The organism is Neisseriaceae bacterium CLB008 (assembly GCA_041228285.1).
Classification (GTDB): domain Bacteria; phylum Pseudomonadota; class Gammaproteobacteria; order Burkholderiales; family Neisseriaceae; genus JAGNPU01.
In genome coordinates this window covers 789,580-811,739 of sequence record CP166133.1, presented here as the reverse complement: position 1 = coordinate 811,739, position 22,160 = coordinate 789,580, and the positions used below count along the sequence as shown (strand labels likewise).

Sequence of the window (22,160 nt, the reverse complement as noted above, 5' to 3'; positions counted from 1 at the left end):
TTCATTTGGAGCCCCTCATGCGCACCGTCTGGCTGCCCTTACCGCTGCTGCTATTATTGTTAATGGCCCCGCAAATCCTAGAAACCCTTTACAGCCCAGCCCTCACCGACATCAGCCACGCCTACGGCGTCAGCGCCAGTGCCGCTGGGCAAACCTTATCGATTTACTTTTTGGCCTTTGCCTTTGGCGTCTTTTTCTGGGGCCGCTGTAGCGACCGTATTGGCCGACGTCAGTCTATGCTGTGTGGCCTCATAGTGTATTTAATCGGCGCCTTATTGGCCCTCTTCACGGCCCCTCACTTTGAGTGGCTGCTGCTGGCGCGCCTACTCACGGCCTTTGGCGCCGCCGTTGGCTCAGTGGTGACCCAAATCATGTTGCGTGACGTGTTTCAAGGGCCGGCGCTGGGCAAGCTGTTTGCCAGCATGGGGATGGCCTTAGCCCTCAGCCCTATGATTGGCCTAGCCAGCGGCGGCTTTTTGGTTGAGCTAGGCTCGATTACCGCCGTCTTTTTAGGCCAGCTGGGCTTGGCCTTGATCCTGCTGTTGTGGGGCCTCAAAGCCCTACCCGAAACCCAAGCGGATCAGGCTCAGGTACACACACTGCCCTTAAGCCAAACCGCGCTAAAAATGCTCAGCGACCCACACATCCAGTGTTCGGTACTGCTGGTTAGTGCCTTTAACGTCATGAGCTTTGCCTATTTCGCCTTGGCACCCTTTACCTTCGATCAACTCGGCCTAAGCCAACAGCAGTTTGGCTACACAGGTGCCTTACTGGCGCTGGCCAGCCTCGCAGGGGCCGGATTAAATCGGCATTTACTGACGCGTCACGTCGCCGTCTTAAGCCAAATTTATTTAGGCGCCGGCTTAGCATTCATGGCGGCGCTGCTATTGTTATGGCGACCGCACAGCCTATGGCTGCTGCCAGCAGCCATGCTGGTGATGTTGGCCTTTGGCCTGGCCATTCCCAATATTTTAAGCCAAGCCTTAAGCCACTACCGCCACACCCTGGGCACGGCCAGCGCCCTCTTTGGCCTAACCTATTATTTAATCATCGCCGGCGGCCTACATCTGGCGGCCAGCAGCCAAAGCTTAAGCCTGACGCTGCTGGTTTGTTCCCTAGTCGCACTGGTGGCCACCTTTGGACTAGGCCGTAGCCAACCAGCATTACGGCAAGGCTAGGCATACCTTACCTAAGCTAGGGCTATTGGGAAGCAGTCACAACCAGGCGAATGTGCAAACGGTGCATTCGCCATTGAGAGCCTAGCCTAACTCGCATAAACACCCGGACCCAACCAATCACTAACCTTTTGTTAATTTTGATATTTTTTTAGTTTCATGATACAATGCATCTTGATATTTTATGTCATTGTGTTCTTGTCCTCACTGGCGCATGTAGGCCAGTTTTATTATTTAGGCGCCGCAGCCATTACAGCGGGCGTCGTTTATCAAGGATAAAAATGAAAACAACTTATGTCATTCAGGGTTACAGCAGGTTTCAGCACCGTAAAAACGTCAGCCTAGTGGCTAACCCCCCCATTCAATGCGATAGCAAAGAACAGGCCATGAGCCATTTAACCATTTTGGCCAAACAATACAGCGGTGCCATCGCCGCGTCGCAAGAATATAACAGTAAAAATGGTGAGCTAGGCAAGCTGTCTATCTTGGCTAGGTTTGGAGACGTACCCGAACTCGTATAAATGGGTAATCAGAATGAGGCTCTGGCAGCGATGCAGAGCCCTTTTTTATGGGCGCCATCATTGATAAATAATGAATCAGCTCGACTGCCCTACAGAATGGCTATCTGAGCGATGAGGGATACTATAGACAAAAAAATAACGGCCTAGGCCGTTTTTTGTTTCTTAGTCACTGTTTAAAGTGGTGGAGGTAAACGGGATCGAACCGATGACCTCTTGCATGCCATGCAAGCGCTCTACCAACTGAGCTATACCCCCTAAGAGAGAAGCGATTATATCGGCTCTTATTTTCAATTGCAAGCCCCTAGCCCTGTATTCTGGGGCCATTCATGATAATTGATTGGTTTTATTATCAAAAGAATTCAGCCACACAAGCTTTCATCCTACAGACTTAAGTTTGTTTTATCCCCAAATTAATGGCACACTGGTTTTAAACCCACAGAAGGCAAATAAACGCCCACCCAACCCTAGCCTGCGCGAAAGGAGACTCGGATGGCCATTCAGATCGAACTTTTTGACATTCCCAGCCCCTGTCGGCGTATTTGCACTACGGACAACAGAGGCTATTGTCGCGGCTGCCTGCGCTCTCGCGAGGAACGGTTTAATTGGCTTAAGTACAGCGACCCTGAAAAACGTGAAGTCTTACGCCTGTGCCAACAACGCCGTTTACGCCTACTGGCGGCTCTGGCCGCCGCCAAGGCCGCTCAAGCGGCTGAGCCACTCGACCCTCAAATGGGCTTATTTGGCTCCGATGATGCCGTGCCTTCTGCCGCAGCCGACGATGCTTTAATCGGCTCAGGCTGACCTAAGTGTCGCGGCTGTACGCCTAAAATAATGTCTAATAAAACCTTTACCCGCGCCAGCTTCTCGCGCACAAAGGTACGCATGGTAAAGACATTCAGGCGCACATCGGTTGCATTATAGCCATAAGCCTCTAGGCCATGATGCTGGGCAATAAAAACGGCACGGGCGTTGTGAAACGGCTGCGACACAATGATAAAGCTTTGTTGCCCAAATATTTTATCCATGCGCACCACCGAATCCAAAGTACGTAAACCTGCATAGTCTAAATAAATATCGCCTTCTGGCACACCCTCTGCCATCAGCGCTTGCTTCATCGCCTCCGGTTCATTATAGCTATGACGGCGATTGTCCCCGCTAACCACAAACGTTTTTACCTTACCGGCATGATAAAGTTCGGCCGCTGCCGTAATCCGGTGCGTGAAGTAAGGATTAGACTGGCCTGAGCGCAGGTAGGGGCTGGTCCCTAATACCAGGGCGGCATGCTGCTCTGGCAGCGCCGCCAGCTCATGATATAGCTTGTCTTGACTGCTGCGGTTAATGTACCCATCGGCACCAAAGGCCACCGCCAGCAACAAAAGGAAGGCAACCAGCATGAGGCTAAGCCACTTTTTAAACGTCATGAATAATCTTTAGAGAGTGGAGTAAAACCACATTGTACAATGTCCCTGCTGTAACTAGGGAAAATTGAGCCATCGGGGCCTACAGAGGTGTTTTTAACAGAATAGGCTACGGGTTTATTTTGAAAAATAGCCAATTAATGGTATGATGCCTGTCGCTTTAACTAAAGCCATCCGCCACGCTCCCATCGTCTAGTGGCCTAGGACACCGCCCTTTCTAGGCGGCAACCGGGGTTCGAATCCCTGTGGGAGTGCCACTGATTTTTCTGTTATGCCTTTGTTTTCGCCCCGTATTAATCATACCTTTGACTATCGACCCTAGCCACAGCACGCTTTATATCTGAACTGCTGAGACTATCACATCACTTACGACTTATAGGCGTCTCGTTAACAGCCATGATGGTTTATTGGCCGCGTGTAGGGTGGACAAAGCACAGCGTGCCCATCCTACAAAGCTAGATTTAATGTTTGTTGATTCACTGGTATATATTTCCTCTCGCCACCTTAGCCGCTCAGTGAAGTACCCGTCCCCTTTTAGTCGCCGAGACGGGTTCTATTGGCCCAGATGAAGCGGGCAAGACGCTTGTGGCGGCCGACCACGCTTTTATAGGAGGGCGCCGCTTTTGCACGCGCTGGGCCAATAGGTTCCGCCGAGGGAACCCCCTTCGTAGAAGGGGGCGAATAAGCAGGGGTGGCCTTTTCTTTGCATACTTTCTTTTGGCCACCCAAAAGAAAGTCTGCCGCCTACAGGCGAAAGGCAACCTTTAATCAATAGCGAAATAACCGAAGCATTATGAAAACAAAAAGATGGTGGGCACGCTACGCTTTGCACCACCCTACAAAACTTCACCTATGGGAAACGTGGTGAGTTGTAACAAAAAGTAGTGAAAGGCAACAGTCAATCAATATGAAAACAACCTAAACATTGACAGTTGTTTTCATCATTAGACACCACCGTATCATGTTAATAAACCATGCTTACATAGCAGTAAATACGTTTCGCTTAACACCCCTTCTTCATCCAACTCAAAGATGACTACCCATCCCCCTAGCCCAACGCAAAAAAATACCCCCACGCAGCCACCGAATCACTCGGCAGCCCCGCAGGGGTCAATATCACGGTTTGCTTACTTTAAAGCATTTTTGTAGGCTTGATCGGCCTCGTCAAAGCGATCCAAAACAGACTGTTTCGGACGACCCAACAAAGACACCACCACAATGGTCAAGAAACAGCCAATGAAGCCTGGCACAATTTCATACACCACACCGCCTAAAACGGGCTTCCAAATCACCACCAAGACCGCGCCGACAACCATGCCCAGCATGGCACCAAGGCTGGTGGTGCGTTTCCAGAACACCGACAAAATCACCACTGGGCCAAACGCTGCGCCAAAACCGGCCCAAGCATAAGACACTAGGCCCAACACTTTGCTATTTGGGTCTTGTGCGATCCAAATGGCAATCAATGCCACGGCCAACACCATTAAGCGACCCACCCAAACCAATTCTTTTTGGCCAGCGTTATGGCGCAAAAAGCCTTTGTAAAAGTCTTCGGTTAAGGCGCTTGAACACACCAATAGCTGACAGCTCAAGGTACTCATCACCGCGGCTAAAATGGCCGACAGCAAGATACCCGCAATCCAAGGGTTAAATAAAATTTGGACCAACTCAATAAAGATGCGCTCGTTTTCTTTGTTCACGCCCGCAGCCAATTCAGGATGCGTTTGGAAGTAAGCAATGCCCAAGTAGCCGATGATCACGGCACCAAACAAACAGAAGAACATCCAAACGGTGGCCATACGGCGCGCGTTGCGTAAAGACTTCACGTCTTTAGAAGCCATAAAGCGCGCCAAAATGTGCGGCTGGCCAAAATAACCCAAGCCCCATGCAGCGGCGCTGACAATGGCAATGATGCTGCCGTTACCAAAGATGTTGGTGTATTCTTTGCCGGCGGCTTCGCCAGCGGCCGCAATCACCAAATTAGCCTCTTGCCACCCACCTACGCCAATCAGCACAAAAATCGGGGTCAAGATCAAGGCAAACACCATCAACGTGGCCTGTAAGGTGTCGGTCCAGCTCACGGCCAAAAAACCACCAATAAAGGTGTAGGCAATGGTTGCAATCGCACCCAACCACAAGGCTGAGGTGTAATTCATGTCAAATAAGCTCTCGAATAAGCGAGCGCCGGCCACCACGCCAGAAGCGCAGTAGATGGTAAAGAAAAACAGAATAATGGCGGCCGAAATGATTTTAATCAACTTCGTGCTCTCGCCAAAGCGACCATAAAAATAGTCGGGCAAGGTCAAGGCGTTACGGTTGAATTCGGTGTGCACCCGTAGGCGGCCCGACACAAACAACCAGTTAAGGTAGGCACCGACCAATAGGCCGATGGCAATCCAGCTCTCATACAGGCCAGATAAGTAAATCGCGCCTGGCAAACCCATCAACAGCCAGCCAGACATGTCTGAAGCGCCGGCCGACATTGCGGTTACAAAACTGCCCAAGCTGCGGCCACCCAAAATATAGTCTGAAAAATTGCGGGTATAGCGGTAAGCAATAAACCCAATCGCCATTACCCCGATCAGGTAAATAGCAAACGTAATCGTCGTGGGATTAACGTAATCCATAAGATTCTCCTCATGCTTCATCATGAAATTAAAAGGTGGTTCGTTATTGTTGTTATTATTTAAAATTTAAAAATCTAAATTTTTAAAGAGCAGGCGGCTGGCTGAAACCGTTAAAATAATGCCATAGCCGTTTTAAAATCTCAGCCATCATATCAATCTTTACGGCCACATTCCAACTTTTTTATACGTTACAGCTAAACCCATTTACAAAACATAAAAAAATAGCTATCCAATCAAATGGATAGCCATCTTCAAAAAACCACAACATCAATCAATCATGACTTTAACTCATGATGTCCAACATCCAAGCCCTAAATTCATCCCACCTAAGCTAGCCGGTAAACGTGGGTAACACCCCCAATTGACTCAACACCTGAGCCAAAATATTGATGATGGCAAATAAAAACACAAAGCCAATCATAAAGCGCCCACCAAATGCCCTAAAACTAGCGGTGGGGAAACGCTTACGGCTAGCGCGCACCAACAGCGCCGGCACAATCCCCGTCCACACGGTGGCGCCTAGGCCAACATAGCCAATGACTTTCACAAAACCCGTCGGGAACAGCAAGCAGGCCACCAAAGGCGGTAAGAACGTCAATAATGCCGTCTTCAATCGGCCGCTACGGCTATTGCTGAATTTACACAGATCGGCTAAATAGTCGAACAAGCCTAAGGTCACGCCCAAAAACGAGCTGGCAATCGCCATATAAGCAAAATAATTCAGGGTCAAACCTAGGCCATCGGTGCTGATGTAGGCCGATAGCGCCGTCAATAAAGCGCTGACGTCACCGCCCGCAGCAATCACGGGAGCAAACTCTGAGCGGGGTAAATTACCGTGCACGGCGAACTGCCACAGAATATAAATCACCAGCGCGATTAACGTACCTAACAATAAACTGCGTGCGACTTGCTTGCCATCTTTTTGATAATAACTCACCAAGCTAGGCACGTTGCCGTGGTAGCCAAATGAGGCCAAGCACACCGGTAAGGCACCCCACACATAAATCCAATACTGCTGTCCTTCTGGCGCGATCTTATTCAACAACACGTCACTGCTGGCCGTACCCAACATCCCCCCCACAGAAAGGAAAAACGTAATCACCATGCCGCCGATTAAAATAGTCGAGAAGCGGTCCACCACACGCGTTGACAGCCACACGCAAAACGCCACCACCAAGGTAAAGGCCACCGAGCCCACTTCACGACTAAGGCCCAATGCCCCACCGCCCAGAGCGGTACCGATGGCCTGGAGTGAATCTTGAGTCAGACCACCGCCAACAAAAATATAGGCATAGGTCAAAATATACAAAACAAAGGCCACCGCCACACCGGTGATGACGTTCCACTTTTGACCCAATAAGTCTTTTACAATGGTGTCAAAACTGGCGCCTAAAGGATAGTGTAAATTGGCCTCTAAAATCATCAAGCCTGAGGCATACATACAAAACCAGGTATACAGCAACACCACCATAGAGCCGATAAACCAGACGCCTGAAGTGGCCGTCGGGTTCGCGAACATGCCGGCCCCAACGGCGGTACCGGCAATAATCATTGCGCCGCCCAATAGCGACGGCATTTTGGGGCTAACGCCCACGGTGGATTCACTCATGAATTTTCCTGAATCTAGCTCACAATGCATTCACAGCCTGAATGCATTATTTATTAAAATACAAATAACAGCCAATAATGGCGATTAACGCAATAATGGCGTGTAGCACAGTCAATAAGCGCGCCATCACAATCCTTTAAAGTACAAGCCACTGGGATGATAACAAGAAATCGGCCCATCGGTCGATCAGCACGTCGTGCTTTATGCTCGCCACCCGATGCCAGAGACAAAAAAACCAGCCCCTTAGCAGCGGCTGGCTCAAACCCTCAAACGCCTACTCGGCTTCTTGCGCTTTTAAAGCCTCCAGTAAGGCTTCTGCCACTAAAGCAGATGAAGCCGGATTTTGCCCCGTGACCAATAATTGATCACGTACCGCATAAGCACCAAAATTCTGGCCTTGCTCAAACAGCCCACCAAGCGTACGAATTTGGCTTTCTAATAAAAAGGGCACCACATCCTGTAGGCCAATACCCACTTCCTCCTCATTGGTAAACGCACTCACCCGACGCCCTTCTAAAAGCGGTCGACCGTCTAGGCAAATGGCGCTCAATAGCCCGGCCACGCCATGGCAAACCGCACCGATGACCCAATGCCGCGCCGCCGCCTCGCTGATCAGATTGGCCAGCTCCATTGAGTCGGGAAAATCCCACATCGCACCATGACCGCCGGGTAGAAACACCAGTCGGTATTCATTCATGTCCACCTCATCCAACACCAAGGTTTGCTGAATCTGGCTGACGCTGGCCTCGTCGTCTAAAAATCGCTGTACCGCTTCATGGCGGCCCTCTTGCGGTAAACTGTTCGGATCAATCGGCACCACTCCCCCTTGAATCGACGCAATGTCTACCGACAGTCCCGCATCCATCAGAGCCCAATACGGTATGGCTAGCTCTTCATAATAAACCCCTGTGGTGCGCCCAGTGTCTCCGAGCGCTGAGTGTGACGTCACCACTAGCAACGCTTTTTTTGCCTGTATCGCCATATTGGCCTCCAATCAAAAAGGATGTTAATGCATAAAGCATAATGCCATTAAAATAAATATTTGCCTATTCATTTTTACAAGAAAATGCCTAGGTCATCAAACAACGCACGCTTAAACTCGCCATAAAAAAACCCTAAACACCATAGGTGTTTAGGGTTCAACTCCACGTATTGCTTAAGCAAAAACGCGGCTTAAATGCTGCCGATAGGCCGTCGAGAAATCCTCAGACTGTGTGTTTTTAACCACGTCGTTCAGCATAAATGTGGGCAAGGCCTGTAGGCCCACAAACTGCTGTGCCTTATGAAAGGCAAAATACACCTCATCAACACCGCGCCCTTCAAAAAACTCATCGGGCGCGTTAAATGCGTGTAAGGGCGCATTCCACGTGGTTGAAATCATGTAGCGGCGCCCCTGCAAAAGGCCCCCAGTGCCATAATTAATGTTGGGGTCAAGATGTGAGCGCCCATCGCTGGCGTAAATCTGGCCGTGGCCGATGCTGTAGACCTCATCGATATATTGCTTAACCTTCCACGGCAGCCCCATCCACCAACCGGCCATTTGAAACACAATGGCCTCAGCCCAAAGGATCTTATCCACCTCTTGGGCCATGTCATAACCCTGCTCAATATGGGTTTCTTGCACCTCATGACCTGCCTCACGTAAATGCGTCACCGCCACCTGATGCAGCCTGTTATTAAGCGTCCCGCCTTCACCAAATAAACTTTGAGCACCATTAATCAGTAGAATCTTCATCTCTCACCCTTGGATCATTCATAAAATAAAGGCTCAGTATACCCAGACAGATTTATTGCAAAAATAGTCAAAATAACAAAATACTATTGATAAAAAATCAACAATAAGCCAAAATCATCCATATTGATTGCATTCAGGCAGGCCCACATGAACACCACCTTAGAAGAATATTTGGTTTTTAAAACCGTTGTGGATTGCGGCAGCATCACCGCCGCTGCGGCCCAACTAGAGCAAACCGTTTCCGGCGTCAGCCGGGCACTGACGCGCCTAGAACAAAAGCTGGACACGCCACTCCTAAACCGCACCACGCGGCGCCTAAACTTAACCGACGAAGGGCGCTATGTCTTAAACGCCTGTCGCGCTATTTTACAGTCGGTCAATGCTTTAGAAGAGCAGATGGCCATTCGACGCCAGCTGCCCAGTGGCCTCTTGCGCGTCAACGGCGCGCCCTCATTTATTCGTCAAGTCATCGTGCCCTTAGTCGGCGGCTTTCGCCAAGCCTACCCACACATCAGCCTCGCCCTAGACACCAATGACTTTTACATTGACCTGCTGGCCCAGCACACCGACATCGCCATTCGCGTCGGCCATTTAGAAGACTCTACCCTGCACGCCCGACTGCTGGGCCACAGCAAGATGCGCATTTTAGCCAGCCCCGACTATTTAGCCCAATACGGCACGCCGACCACCGTGGCTGAACTGAAACAGCACACGCTTTTAGGCTTCAGCAAGCTACACCATTTGAACGTGTGGCCACTGATGGACGAGCCTGGCCATCCCCTACAGGTAGAGCCAGGCATCCAAGCCTCCTCTGGCGAAACCCTATTGGCCCTAGGTTTGGCCGCCCAAGGGATTCTCAGCCTCACCGACTTCACCACCCAAACCGCACTGGCTCAAGGGCAGCTGGTCGAGCTGTTCGCCGATCAAAGGCTGCCGCACAGCCTGCCGGTGCATGCCGTGTATTATCGCAACACGCAGTTGTCGGCCCGCATCAGCGCATTTTTAAACTTCATCCAAGAACCGGTTAAACAATACCTATAGCCACATCAACCAAAAGCCACAGCGCCATCATCAACATCAGCAAGCCGCCTAGGCAGTGCATCAAACGCAGGCGTGATTCAGCGCCCTGCATAAAGCGTCTACCCGCCACGGCCAGCATGGCCCAAGCGGTATCCACCACGAGGCCCGTCACAATCGGCACCAAAGCCAGTAATAAAATCAACGTTTGTGCCGATAGGCCCACGCTGTCTGTGCGGGGCATAAAGCTGGGCACAATGGTGCCGAACATAATCAAGACCTTTGGGTTGCTGGCGCCGACGACTAACCCCATGCGAAAAGAGTGACCAGGGTTGGCCTCTACCACGGCCGCCGAAATAGCGCCTGGTCGCCAGGCCTGATGCATGTATTGGCCACCGATCCACAGCAACACCAGCGCGCCCACGATGACCGTCACCGTCTGTAACCACGGCACCAGCGTAAACACATACCCTAGGCCCAACACCACCAACAGCCCAGTACTGGCGCTGCCAACGGTATTACCTAAAACGCCATACAGGGCGCTGCGACGACCAAACGCCAAAGCTTGGCCAACGATGTACAATACGCTGGGGCCAGGGATGGCAATCAACAGCCCTGCCGTCAACAATAGGCCAATAAAGGCTGATGCCAATGCACTCATGGTGACTTTCTCGATTGAATATAAACATAAAAAGCAAGCCGATAGGGCTTGCTCTTCATCATACGCCTACTGCTTTATTCTTTAAATCGTTCGCGATGGCGCTGCAACAGCGCCTGCACCACCAGGTCCGCTGATGCACTGTTTTGGCCCGTTACCAAATCACCGTCACGGCGCACGCAAGGCTCATGCGCTTGATTAAAACTCAGCTTCGCCCCTTGCGCTGCCAGTTTTTGCTGCAAGGAGAAGGGCGCTAAAGTTAATAGCCCAGCCGCCTCAAGCTCTGCATCGCTAAAACAGGTCATTTGACGGCCATCCACCACCGGCACATCCGGTGCTTCACAGCCCAACATCGTGTGGCGTGCATAGGTTAAACCCGCTACGCCTTCTCCCACCGCCCCCAGTAAAATGCCTTCATCAAAACATTGACTCACGGCATAGGCCAAATGCGTCGAGGTCGGAAAATCCCACAGCGCGCCATAGCCACCGATCAACACGACCATGGTGTAGTCCGCCACATTGATGTCGCTGATGGCCAAGCTGTGCTCAATTTTCGCCACGCTCGCGCCATGGGTTAAAAATCGACGCAGCGACTTACTGCGCTGCGCCACATCATCTAAATAGGCTGGATTAGCTGGCGCACGGCCACCATTAATCGACGCAATGTCGACGTCAAAGCCATAATCCAATAGTCCCCAATACTGCATGGCCAAGGTTTCATAACAAAAACCCGTGGCCTTTTCAATCTCCCCAAGCTCGCGATGAGCGCTTACCACCAAAAGGGCCTTACGTTTATGCGTGTGCATGGCTTACCTTCATACTTTCTTTATTATGCTTGTTTATTGGTTCTTAACCTGTGCGTGTTTTCGGCCAAAACAAGCCGATGGTTATGGATAACGACTGTAGCTTAGACCCATACAAATGACAATGCTTAGCTACGTAAAATTAGATTAAATACAAACCCTTGTCACTTACCTCAGCCTTTTCCCAAACCGCACAGACCGTAAGCTTATGATGGGGCTAAAAAGCTAAAGTTCAAGCCACCTGTAGGAGAATTAAATCCACCTAAACACCTTGCTTTTTCGGCACTTTTTTAACGTTTAATGGCTCTTTTGTGCGCTCACGCCAGCTGAGCATCCGACAGCCCTTCTTGACCACTCAGTACAAATGAGACAAAATAGTCTCAAACAATACTAAAGAGTCTCACCATGCCCGCCATTAGCCCCCGTCAACGGCTCATCATCGACGCCGCCCTACCGTTCATCATCATGAATCCAACGGCCACACTCAATGAAATCGCGTCTGCCGCCAACATTAGCAAAGCCACGTTTCATCGCCACTTTGACGGACGCGACACGCTATTTGCCGCCATGGCCCACTATGCCTTACAGAGCTTACGCACAGCCTTAGACCAGCTGCCCAGCATGGCCGACCCAGAAGCACGGCTGCGCGCCATGATCGCGGCCTGCACGGCCCAGGGCGATAAGGTTTATTTTCTATTTTACTATCCCAACAATAAGGCACCACAGGATTTCAGTGCCCGCATCCAAACCCACCTAGCCCCTTATTACGACACGTTAAGCACCCTCTATGCGCAAGACTATTTCAACCCCAAGCTGCCGCTAGACTGGTTAACCAATAGCCTACACACGCATCTGTCGATTGCCTGGGTGCAGGTCCACATCGGCAACGTCACCCTCAAAGAGGCCATCGATCTGGTCTGGACGCATTTCTGCGATGGCGCCAAACGCTAAACCCAAAGGATCTTCATGCTTTCCCCTCACTACACCTATTGCGATCAAGTGCGCGACAATGAAGCGGTACGCCATAGCTTTAGCCAGCTCAGTCAACGCATTTTTGAGCTGGATTTTGAACCCTGGCATCAACAAGGCTATTGGCAAGACGCCTATCGCCCACACGTGCTGCTCCATCAAGGCAAGGTCGTGGCGAATGTGTCCATCAGCCTCATCCACACCACCCATCAAGGCCTAGCTAAATGCTATGGCCAAATCGGCACCGTCATGACCCACCCTGACCATCGCCACCAAGGCTTAGCCGACGCGCTGATGCAGCGCGTGCTGAGGCGGTATCAGCCCGAATGTGACGCCCTCTATTTATACGCCAACGGCAGCGTGCTGGATTTTTACCCACGCTATGGCTTTATTGCAGCCCAGGAGTATCAACACCATGCCCGCGTGGCACCGCTCAACAGCATACGCCAACGTTTACACATGGACTTGCCTGAAGACGTGGCCCTATTGCGTCAGCACTTTCTAGCAGGTAATCCCTATGCCGAACTGCCTCTATTGCAAAACTGGGGCTTGCTGATGTTCTACTGTAGCCAGTTCTTAAATGACCATGTATATCACTTACCAGAACTAGGCGTAGTGGCCATCTGCGTAGAAGAGGACGACCAGCATTTACTCTATGATGTATTTGGCCAGCCTAAAACCAGCCTGAAACGCATCATGGCTGCCATCTCGACCGAGGCCCAGCATAAGGTTGCCCTAGGCTTTAGCCCTAAAGACACTCATGATTTTGATGCACGCCCGCACGCTGATGACGATAGCCATCTCTTCGTTTTGGCCGATAAAGACAATCCATTTGCCCACGCACAGCTGACTATGCCTGCCTTGTCGCACGCCTAAGCGAATGGGTACAATAGGCTGACTCACGACCTCTCTTATTGAGTTTGATACAAGAACATTCACCCAAGGGCTCTTTATGCACCCCCCTCTTTTAGGCATCGTCGGCTATAGCGGCACTGGCAAAACCACCTTACTCAAGGCCTTGATTCCTTGTTTACGACAACAAGGCCTGAGCGTAGGCTTAATCAAGCACAGCCACCACAACGTCGACGTCGACACCCCGGGCAAAGATAGCTATGAGCTGCGCCACAGCGGCGCCCACCAAACCATGGTGGCCTGCGACCAACGCTGGGCACTGATGACGGAAACCCCGAACCAGCCGAACAGCCTAGCCGAACTGGCCCAACAATTCGGCAACGTCGACCTGATTCTGGTCGAAGGCTTTAAGCACGAGCCCCTACCTAAAATCGCGCTGTACCGCGCCGCCGTAGGCAAGCCCTTGGCTGATTTATTAGACCCTCACGTCATCGCCCTGGCCTCCGATGCCACCGATGTCGGCCTTGATCTGCCGCCAAACGTGACGCAACTAGACCTCAATCACATCGCGCAGATCGCGACCTTCATCACCGAATGGCGAGGCCAACGCTCATGCTAAAAACCACCTGCTTATTTTTCATCACCGCCTTAGCCGAAATCATCGGCTGCTATCTGCCGTGGCTGTGGCTCAAACAAAACGGCAGCGCGTGGCTACTGATACCGGCCGCGATAAGCTTGGGCTTATTTGCCTGGCTTCTAACCCTCCACCCCGTGGCCAGTGGCCGTATTTATGCGGCCTATGGCGGCGTCTACGTCCTCACCGCGCTATTGTGGCTGCGCTGGGTCGACGGCATTAAGCTCAGCCACAGCGATTGGCTCGGCGCTGCCATTGTTTTGGTCGGCCTATTAGTTTTAATCAGCGGCTGGGGCCAGGCGCGCTAGCCTAACGGCGCCCACGAAAAAGCCCGTGGCTGCAATTGCAGCCACGGGCTTTTTAACCCAGCAATCAGGCCTTACGCGTCACGCTCAAACCGGCAAACGATTGGCACACAGGCATCATTTCCATGCTATTGATGTTGACGTGCGCCGGCAGCGTCGCCACCCAAAATACCGACTCAGCCACGTCTTCAGGGCTTAAAGCATCGGCATTGGCGTAAATTTGAGCCACTTTCTCATCATCGCCCTTCAGGCGCACATTGGAAAATTCCGTGCCGCCAACCAAGCCCGGCTCAATATTGGTCACGCGCACGGCCGTACCCTGTAGGTCGGCCCGTAGGCCTAAGCTAAACTGGCGCACAAACGCCTTAGTCGCCCCATACACATTGCCGCCGGCATAAGGCCAGTTGCCCGCCGTAGAGCCAATATTAATCACGTGTCCGAGATTACGCGCCACCATACCAGGCAACAGCGCCCGCGTGGTCAACACCAAACCTTTAGCATTGGTGTCGATCATCGTGGCCCAATCATCGGCATTGGCTTCATAAGCACGCTCCAGACCTAAAGCCAAGCCAGCATTGTTCACCAACACATCAATATTCTGCCAAGCTTCAGGCAGCCAGGCCAAGGCTTCTGCTAGGCCAGCGCCGTCACGTACGTCCAACACCAAGGGGTAAAAATCCTTGCCCAAGTCTTGCTGCAACGCCGCCAGCCGGTCGGCGCGACGCCCCGTGCCAATCACTTGATGACCTGCCGCAATAAAGCGGCGGCTAATGGCCGCGCCAAAACCAGCGCTGGCGCCGGTGATAAAAACAATCATTTCATTCCCCTATTATGATTAGAATACATCGCTAAACGTATTGCATTGTGCAGCATCGCCAGATTGAAAGCCTCGGCTAAACCAATAGTGGCGCTGCTCAGACGAACCGTGGGTAAAACTATCGGGCACCACCCGCCCCGAGCTTTGCTGCTGTAGGCGATCGTCGCCGATGGCTTCTGCCGTACGCAGGGCCGACTCAAGGTCGCCATTTTCCAGAATATTTTCCTGGCCCATGGCATGCCCCCAGACGCCAGCATAACAGTCAGCCTGTAACTCCATGCGCACCGACAGCTGATTCACGGTTTTTTCACTTTGGCCCTGTTGCATTTGGCGTACCTTACGCTCGGTGCCCAGCAAATTTTGGACATGATGGCCCACTTCATGGGCAATCACATAGCCTTGAGCAAAGTCACCACCGCCGCCTAGGCGCTTAGCCATGTCGTCGTAAAATGAAAGATCAATGTACACGGTTTGATCGGCTGGGCAATAAAAAGGCCCCATCACCGCTTGGCCGGTACCACAGCCCGTTCGGGTCGCTTGACGATACAGCACCAGCTTAGGCGGCTGATAGCGCTGGCCCTGCTGCTGAAAAATACGTGCCCACGTGTCTTCCGTATCGGCCAACACCACCGAGGTCAATGCAGCCGCCTCTTGTTCCTTTGCACCAGCCTGGTACGGCACCTGCTGGCTCTGGTTGGCCGCAGGATCATCCACCATGGTCATCAAACCAGAAAGGTCAACGCCATAAAGCCCAGCGATGACGACAACGGCCATCACCAACAGGCCACCTTTACCTCCGGGTAGCCGTGGCCCACCGCCACCACCCCCTTGGGCACGCCTGTCTTCAACATTTTGACTCTGTCTTCTGCCTTCCCAACGCATGCCGTTCACCTTTGCCGAAAAATAATCGCCTTATTCTAAAATAAGCCACGATAAAATAAAACCGTTATCCTGCCTCACGGGCTTATTGCAACGCCGTAATCAACGCATGAGCCACGGTAAAGTAAATAATCAAACCGGTACCATCGACCACCGTGGTGATCATCGGGCTGGAAATCACCGCTGGATCTAACTTTAAGCGGGTCAGAATAATCGGCAAGCAAGACGCCACGATCGAGGCCCAAACCACTACAAAGAGCGCGGTAATCCCTACCACTAGCCCCACCTCTTTGCCGACACCAAGGAAATAGGCCCGAATCAAACAGGCCACCAAAACCGTCACCCCTATTAGGGCACCCACCATAAACTCTCGACTCATCACCTTAAACGTGTCAGCAAACTTAATTTCACCGGTGCCAATCGAGCGAATCACCGTCGCCACCACCTGAGTCCCGGTATTGCCGCCGGTCCCCACCAAAAGTGGAATAAAGAAAGCTAAAGCCACTACGGTTTCCAAAGAATCCTCATAGTGTTTGAGCACCGTACCGGTATAGGCCTCGGCCACAAATAGCAGTAAAATCCAGAAAATCCGCTTTTTATATAGGCCCCAAATCGAGGTTTCAAAATAGGGTGTGGCCAGCGGCAAGCTACCGCTCATACGCATAGTGTCTTTGGTGGTTTCTAAGGTGCTGTATTCCATGATGTCATCCACCGTCACCAAGCCCAAGATGCGCCCCATTTCATCAATCACCGGTAGCGAAGTCCAGTCGTTGCGCTCAATCATGCGATGCGCTGCCTCAATCCGTTCCTTCACCCCAATGGCGCCGACATCGGTGTCCATAATGGCGCCGATTAAGGCATCATCTGGGTGGCTAAGCAAACGCCGAATCGACACCACGCCGACCAGCAACCGATTGTCGTCTACCACGTACAAAGAGTTCACCGTTTCCGCCGTGGCCGCATGCGCTCGGGTTTGGGCTAAGGCCTCACCCACGCTGGCCTTCTGACTCAACGCAATGAATTCCGTGGTGGTGATACTGCCCACTAAATCTTCCGAATAACCTAAGAATGACTGAACCTTCTGTGCCTTTTCAGCCGACAGCCGCGCCAAAAACTGGTTTCGGCTGGGCTGATTCAAAATCAAGGCTAAGTCCGTCACTTCGTCAATCGGCATGATTTCCAAAATGGCCGTGGCGCGTTCGGGCGCCAACAGCTGCAAAATGCTTTGTTGCTTAAGCGGGGCCAAAAACTTTAGGGTTTCGGCAATTTTGTCGTCGTCTAAGGCCACCAAAATCGGCGCCACCTGAGCGTCATCATCCCCTAACGCAATCAAAATATCGGCAATCCGACGAGCGTGGTAGCTGGCGTAATCGGGCTGAACGGTTTCTGGCATAATTCACTCCTTGTTAACAATCTATATCATATATCTATATTCAATGGCTGTGTGCGTTAATGACAACACAAAAAAAGACCACCCTTAGGGGTGGTCTTGTTCATGGCCATGAATCAAGCAGCCTTAGTGTACCAAAATTTTAGGCAGTTCTGGCTTCAGCTCACTTTTCGCCTCATCCCAACCGCCGCCTAAGGCTTTGTATAAATCAACCATGCTGTTTAAACGCTCTAAACGAACGGCAACAGCACTTTGCTGAATTTGATACATACTGCGCTGGGCGTCCAAGACGGTCAAATAATCAGAATAACCGCCGTCATAGCGTAACTGTGCTAAGCGTACAGCGCCACGAATAGACGTTAACTGCTTATTGGTGGCCATTTCTTGCTCGCGCGTATAGCCATGAGCACTCAAGGCATCCAGGGTTTCTCTGAACGCCACCTGAATGGCGCCACGGTAGGTCGCCACCATTTCTTGCTCACGAGCCTTAGCAGCCTTCACGCCATAGCTGATTCGGCCAGCTTGGAAGATCGGAGCGGCAATATTGCCCACAAAGCTCCACGTCCGTGCAGGGGCGCTAAACAGACCATCCAAAGACAAGCTTTGTGAACCAATGGCCGTCGTCAACCCAATCGAGGGCAAGAATGCAGCGCGCGCCACACCGATGTCAGCATTTGCAGCCTTGAGGTTTTCCTCTGCCGCACGAATGTCAGCTCGGCGCACCAATAGCTGGCTAGGCAAGGCTTCTGGGATTAAATCCAGCGCCACCGGCGTGCGTAAGGTGTTACGGGCACGCTCGATGTAACCGTCCACCATTTGCTCTGGCGTACGGCCAACCAACACCGCCAAGGCGTTTTCGGTTTGGCGTACCAGCTGTGCGATTCTCGGCACATCAGCTTCAGAAGTGGCTTTTTCAACCTCGGCTTGACGCAGTTCCAAAGCCGAAATCACCCCACCACGATAGCGTTTTTGATACAGCTCGAGGGTTTTCTGACGCGTTTCCAACGTGCTTTTAGCGATGTTTAACTGCTCATCAGCCGCCTGCAGTTGAAAATAGGTTTTACTCACCAAGGCCGCAATCGACAGCTTCAAGGCATCGCGATTGTATTGCGACGCTAAAAAGCGTGATTTACCTGCGGCATTTTGGGCGCGTAGCTTGCCCCACAGGTCTAGCTCCCAAGACAGCTGAGCATTACCGGTACGCACATCGCCGATCAGGTCTTGGCCAGGTGCTGTGGTTTCTTGCGACGTCCGTTGACGGGCAAAATTACCGTTCACGTCAACTGTCGGGAACAGCGCACTACGAGCGATGCCGGCATTGGCAGCTGCTTCTTCCACTCGGGCCTGAGCGGCAACCAAGTCTTGATTATAAATCAGAGCACTGGTCACCAAGAGGTTGAGACTAGAGTCGCCAAAGTTTTGCCACCACTCATCGGCCACCAACACGCTTAAATCTTGGCCTTGAGTGGATTCAACGTTAAAACCGGCAGGCAGTGGGGTTTCCGGCTGGTGGTAGGTAGGCATTACCGAACAGCCTGTCAACGCCATTACCACGGCCATCGTCATGATCTTTTTCATATTACACCCCTTCCCCGTTAATGCTCGTGGGTTCTTTATCCTCACGGCTGTCTTTGTCCTTACCCTTGCCTTTTTTACCCAAGGTCATGATGAACACAAAGAACATCGGCACAAAGATAATGGCAATAAACGTCGCAGCCAACATCCCACCGATCACGCCCGTACCAATCGAGTGGCGGCTGGCAGAACCGGCACCGCTACTGATGGCCAATGGCAACACGCCCATCATAAAGGCTAAAGATGTCATCACAATCGGACGGAACCGTAGGCGAGCCGCCTCAATAGAAGCCTCCCAAACGTTTTTGCCTTCGTCTTCCATTTGCTGCACCGCGAACTCCACAATCAGAATCGCGTTCTTCGCCGCCAGACCAATCAGGGTCACTAATGCCACCTGGAAGTAAATGTCAAACTGTAGGCCACGCATCCAGTTGGCCAACAGCGCACCAAATAAGGCAAACGGCACCGCCAACAGAACGGCAATCGGTAAGGTCCAACGCTCATACTGAGCGGCCAAGATCAAGAACACCATCAATAGGCCGAAGGCGAACACGACCACGGTCGAGCCCTGAGTTGACTTCTCTTGGAAGGCAGAGCCAGACCAAGCCAAAGCATAACCTTCAGGCAAGACGTCTGCCGCTAAAGCCTCCATTGCATCCAGTGCCTCGCCCGAGCTATAGCCTGGGGCTGGGTTACCCATGATTTTACCTGCGGTAAACACGTTAAAGCGTTCCATGATCTCAGGGCCAACCGTACGCTTCACGTTAACCAAGGCAGTCAAGGGCACCATCTGGCCACCGCTTGAGCGTACATACATATTGCCAATATCAGACACCCGGGCGCGGTAGTCTGCTTCAGACTGCATTTGTACCTTATACACGCGACCGAACTTATTAAAGTCATTCACGTACAGCGAGCCAAACATACTTTGCATGGTGTCAAATACGTCGGTGATCGGCACGCCCAATGCACGGGCTTTTTCACGGTCTAGCTCCACGCTGATCTGCGGTACGTTGGCCGTAAAGGTGGTTTGCACGCCCTGCAATTCTGGGCGCTGTGCGGCCGCGGCCACAAAATCATTCATCACACGGCTCAAGGCTTCTGGCGAAGCGCTCTCACGGCTTTGAACATAGCCCTCAAAACCACCCGTATTCGACATGCCTGAAATCGGCGGTGGGTTTAGGAATAAAGTAAAGCTGTCGCGCAAGCCAGCGGTGGCGCCAAATAGGCTACCAATCACGCCAAACGATGAGTTTTCTTGACCGGCACGGCTACCCCAATCCTTCAGGATAATAAACGACACGCCAGAGCTACTCTTCGCACCACCAGACAAAATATCAAAGCCAGAGAAGCTCATGACTTCTTCAATATTGTCATTCTCAACCAAAATCTTATCCAGCTTTTGCATGGCGTCGTGGGTACGCTCAAGGTTGGTGCCCTCAGGCAACATCGTCGCACCAAACACAAAACCTTGGTCTTCTTCCGGCGCCAAAGAGCTTGGAATTTGACCAACCAAGCCCCAAGAGGCCACACAAACAGCAGCCAACACACCAAAGCCCAGCAGCATACGTTTCACAAAGAAGCGAACGCCGGCCGTGTATTTATGGGTGGCTCTATCAAAGAAATTATTAAACCCTTGGAAGAAGCGGTTCGGTTTTTTCTCATCGTCATGCTCATCCAAGAACACCGCACACAAGGCAGGCGTCAAGGTCAAAGCCACGAGGCCAGAAATCGCGACCGACACGGCAATCGTAATCGCAAACTGTTTATACATCTCGCCAGCAATACCGCCAATAAAGGCCACCGGTACGAACACCGCCGCCAATACCAACACAATCGCCACCAGCGCACCGGCCACTTCGCGCATCGCTTTAATCGATGCATCCAAAGCATTCAAGCCTTCGGTCCGCATGATCCGCTCAACGTTTTCCAACACCACAATGGCGTCATCCACCACAATACCAATGGCCAACACCAGTCCAAAGAGCGTCAAGGTATTGATGGTAAAGCCCAGCAAATACATCACCGCAAACGTCCCGATAATCGACACCGGTACCGCAATACACGGAATCAGCGTGGCGCGCCAGTTTTGCAAGAATAAATACACCACCAAGAACACCAAGATCAACGCTTCAATAAACGTTTTCACCACTTCTTTAATCGACGCGTTCACGAACTTCGTGGTGTCGTAAGGAATGCCATACTCCACCCCTGCTGGGAAGGTTTTAGACATTTCATCTAGGGTGGCGCGTACCGCATCAGCTGTCGCCACTTGGTTCGCGCCAGGGGCCAAGAAAATCCCCACGGGTACGGTCGGACGACCGTTGTGCTCACCTTTAAAGTCATAGCTCAATGCACCCAATTCCAAACGCGCAATGTCTTTGAGCAAGATTTTAGAACCATCAGGATTCGAACGAATAATGATGTTTTCAAACTCGCTTGGCTCGCTCATACGGCCTTGAGTGGTCACGGTATAGGTGAAATCTAGGCGATCTTTAGTGGGCAATGCGCCAATTTTACCGGCCGCAAACTGGGCGTTTTGCTCACGAATGGCTGCCGCCACATCGCTGGTGTTCACGCTTAACTGAGCCATTTTGTCAGGACGCATCCAAATACGCATGGCGTAGTCTTGCGCGGCAAAGTTCTGCACTTCACCCACACCATCAACACGTTTCAGGGCATCCACTAAGTTCAACGTGGCATAGTTACTTAAAAACAGCGTATCGTGGCTTTGGTCCGGAGAGAACACGCTGATCACCTGCAAGAACGAGTTCGAACGCTTACGCACGTCCACGCCCTGACGACGCACTTCCTCAGGAATACCAGAAAGTGCACTTTGCACGCGGTTATTGACGTTAATGGTGGCTTCGTCGGCGTCGGTACCAATTTTAAAGGTCACGCTCAACGACAAAGCACCGCTAGAGTTACTGGTGGACTGGATGTACAGCATGTCGTCCACCCCGTTAATCGCCTGCTCTAATGGCGCCGCAACCGTATTGGATACCACCTCAGCAGAAGCACCTGGGTAGGTAGCCGACACGTTCACAACCGGCGGAACGATGTCAGGGAACTGCTCAATCGGCAAGGCCTTTAAGGACAGGCCGCCTGCCAACATAATCACAATCGATAAAACGGTTGCGAAAATCGGTCGGCGAATAAAAAATTCTGAAAACATA

20 protein-coding genes and 2 tRNA genes are annotated in these 22,160 nt (G+C 51.7%); 9 read left to right on the top strand and 13 right to left on the bottom strand.

Going from position 1 to position 22,160, the window contains the following annotated elements:
• Positions 1 to 17: 17 nt before the first annotated feature.
• On the top strand, positions 18 to 1,178 hold the full coding sequence (locus AB8Q18_03615) for an MFS transporter (protein ID XDZ52146.1): 1,161 nt from the start codon (positions 18 to 20) through the stop codon (positions 1,176 to 1,178).
• A 278-nt stretch (positions 1,179 to 1,456) separates the two neighbouring features.
• On the top strand, positions 1,457 to 1,696 hold the full coding sequence (locus AB8Q18_03610; GenBank protein ID XDZ52145.1) for a hypothetical protein: 240 nt from the start codon (positions 1,457 to 1,459) through the stop codon (positions 1,694 to 1,696).
• A gap of 179 nt (positions 1,697 to 1,875) precedes the next feature.
• Here the strand turns inward: AB8Q18_03610 and AB8Q18_03605 are convergent.
• Positions 1,876 to 1,951 (bottom strand) — tRNA-Ala (locus tag AB8Q18_03605).
• Between the two features lie 234 nt (positions 1,952 to 2,185).
• Between AB8Q18_03605 and AB8Q18_03600 the strand changes: the two genes are divergently transcribed.
• On the top strand, positions 2,186 to 2,497 hold the full coding sequence (locus tag AB8Q18_03600; GenBank protein ID XDZ52144.1) for a DUF1289 domain-containing protein: 312 nt from the start codon (positions 2,186 to 2,188) through the stop codon (positions 2,495 to 2,497).
• Here AB8Q18_03600 and AB8Q18_03595 read toward each other — a convergent pair.
• The gene (locus AB8Q18_03595) at positions 2,422 to 3,117 is read right to left on the bottom strand and encodes a vancomycin high temperature exclusion protein (GenBank protein ID XDZ52143.1); all 696 of its coding nucleotides are present in this window, start codon (positions 3,115 to 3,117) and stop codon (positions 2,422 to 2,424) included. The genes AB8Q18_03600 and AB8Q18_03595 overlap by 76 nt on opposite strands.
• Positions 3,118 to 3,295: 178 nt before the next feature.
• Between AB8Q18_03595 and AB8Q18_03590 the strand changes: the two genes are divergently transcribed.
• Positions 3,296 to 3,371 (top strand) — tRNA-Glu (locus tag AB8Q18_03590).
• 870 nt (positions 3,372 to 4,241) lie between these two features.
• Here the strand turns inward: AB8Q18_03590 and putP are convergent.
• The 4 genes from putP to AB8Q18_03570 form a co-directional block, all read right to left on the bottom strand.
• Positions 4,242 to 5,741, bottom strand: coding sequence for a sodium/proline symporter PutP (putP, locus tag AB8Q18_03585; GenBank protein ID XDZ52142.1), 1,500 nt, complete (start codon positions 5,739 to 5,741; stop codon positions 4,242 to 4,244).
• A 331-nt stretch (positions 5,742 to 6,072) separates the two neighbouring features.
• Positions 6,073 to 7,350: a tryptophan permease gene (mtr, locus tag AB8Q18_03580; GenBank protein ID XDZ52141.1), complete on the bottom strand. Its 1,278-nt coding sequence runs from the start codon at positions 7,348 to 7,350 to the stop codon at positions 6,073 to 6,075.
• 274 nt (positions 7,351 to 7,624) lie between these two features.
• Positions 7,625 to 8,332, bottom strand: a complete 708-nt coding sequence (locus AB8Q18_03575) for a type 1 glutamine amidotransferase domain-containing protein (GenBank protein XDZ52140.1) — start codon at positions 8,330 to 8,332, stop codon at positions 7,625 to 7,627.
• Positions 8,333 to 8,506: 174 nt separating this feature from the next.
• Entirely contained in the window at positions 8,507 to 9,085 is a 579-nt protein-coding gene (locus AB8Q18_03570; protein XDZ52139.1) for an NAD(P)H-dependent oxidoreductase, read from the bottom strand.
• A 147-nt stretch (positions 9,086 to 9,232) separates the two neighbouring features.
• Between AB8Q18_03570 and AB8Q18_03565 the strand changes: the two genes are divergently transcribed.
• Positions 9,233 to 10,126 carry a LysR family transcriptional regulator gene (locus AB8Q18_03565; protein XDZ52138.1) on the top strand — a complete coding sequence of 298 codons (894 nt, stop codon included), beginning with the start codon at positions 9,233 to 9,235 and terminating at the stop codon, positions 10,124 to 10,126.
• Here AB8Q18_03565 and AB8Q18_03560 read toward each other — a convergent pair.
• Together AB8Q18_03560 and AB8Q18_03555 are read right to left on the bottom strand one after the other, a co-directional pair.
• Positions 10,110 to 10,763 (bottom strand): LysE family translocator, encoded by a 654-nt coding sequence (locus tag AB8Q18_03560; GenBank protein XDZ52137.1) that lies wholly within the window; start codon positions 10,761 to 10,763, stop codon positions 10,110 to 10,112. The genes AB8Q18_03565 and AB8Q18_03560 overlap by 17 nt on opposite strands.
• Before the next feature lie 74 nt (positions 10,764 to 10,837).
• Complete coding sequence (locus tag AB8Q18_03555; GenBank protein XDZ52136.1) at positions 10,838 to 11,566, bottom strand: hypothetical protein; 729 nt, start codon at positions 11,564 to 11,566, stop codon at positions 10,838 to 10,840.
• Positions 11,567 to 11,968: 402 nt separating this feature from the next.
• Here AB8Q18_03555 and AB8Q18_03550 point away from each other — a divergent pair, with 402 nt between their 5' ends.
• The 4 genes from AB8Q18_03550 to AB8Q18_03535 all read left to right on the top strand — a co-directional run bounded on the left by AB8Q18_03550 (position 11,969) and on the right by AB8Q18_03535 (position 14,326).
• A complete protein-coding gene (locus AB8Q18_03550) occupies positions 11,969 to 12,514 on the top strand; it encodes a TetR/AcrR family transcriptional regulator (protein XDZ52135.1) in 546 nt (181 codons plus the stop codon).
• Positions 12,515 to 12,529: 15 nt separating this feature from the next.
• Positions 12,530 to 13,408 carry a GNAT family N-acetyltransferase gene (locus tag AB8Q18_03545; GenBank protein ID XDZ52134.1) on the top strand — a complete coding sequence of 293 codons (879 nt, stop codon included), beginning with the start codon at positions 12,530 to 12,532 and terminating at the stop codon, positions 13,406 to 13,408.
• A 76-nt stretch (positions 13,409 to 13,484) separates the two neighbouring features.
• The gene (gene mobB, locus AB8Q18_03540) at positions 13,485 to 14,003 is read left to right on the top strand and encodes a molybdopterin-guanine dinucleotide biosynthesis protein MobB (protein ID XDZ52133.1); all 519 of its coding nucleotides are present in this window, start codon (positions 13,485 to 13,487) and stop codon (positions 14,001 to 14,003) included.
• On the top strand, positions 13,997 to 14,326 hold the full coding sequence (locus AB8Q18_03535; GenBank protein ID XDZ52132.1) for a YnfA family protein: 330 nt from the start codon (positions 13,997 to 13,999) through the stop codon (positions 14,324 to 14,326). The genes mobB and AB8Q18_03535 overlap by 7 nt, the downstream gene beginning before the upstream one ends.
• A gap of 64 nt (positions 14,327 to 14,390) precedes the next feature.
• On the opposite strand, the gene ydfG is transcribed toward AB8Q18_03535, so the two are convergent.
• The 5 genes from ydfG to AB8Q18_03510 all read right to left on the bottom strand — a co-directional run bounded on the left by ydfG (position 14,391) and on the right by AB8Q18_03510 (position 22,159).
• The gene (gene ydfG / locus AB8Q18_03530) at positions 14,391 to 15,140 is read right to left on the bottom strand and encodes a bifunctional NADP-dependent 3-hydroxy acid dehydrogenase/3-hydroxypropionate dehydrogenase YdfG (GenBank protein ID XDZ52131.1); all 750 of its coding nucleotides are present in this window, start codon (positions 15,138 to 15,140) and stop codon (positions 14,391 to 14,393) included.
• Positions 15,141 to 15,158: 18 nt separating this feature from the next.
• On the bottom strand, positions 15,159 to 16,022 hold the full coding sequence (locus AB8Q18_03525; GenBank protein XDZ52130.1) for a neutral zinc metallopeptidase: 864 nt from the start codon (positions 16,020 to 16,022) through the stop codon (positions 15,159 to 15,161).
• 82 nt (positions 16,023 to 16,104) lie between these two features.
• Positions 16,105 to 17,412: a magnesium transporter gene (gene mgtE / locus AB8Q18_03520; protein ID XDZ52129.1), complete on the bottom strand. Its 1,308-nt coding sequence runs from the start codon at positions 17,410 to 17,412 to the stop codon at positions 16,105 to 16,107.
• Between the two features lie 123 nt (positions 17,413 to 17,535).
• A complete protein-coding gene (locus AB8Q18_03515; protein XDZ52128.1) occupies positions 17,536 to 18,987 on the bottom strand; it encodes an efflux transporter outer membrane subunit in 1,452 nt (483 codons plus the stop codon).
• A 1-nt stretch (position 18,988) separates the two neighbouring features.
• The gene (locus tag AB8Q18_03510) at positions 18,989 to 22,159 is read right to left on the bottom strand and encodes an efflux RND transporter permease subunit (GenBank protein XDZ52127.1); all 3,171 of its coding nucleotides are present in this window, start codon (positions 22,157 to 22,159) and stop codon (positions 18,989 to 18,991) included.
• Position 22,160 lies beyond the last annotated feature (1 nt).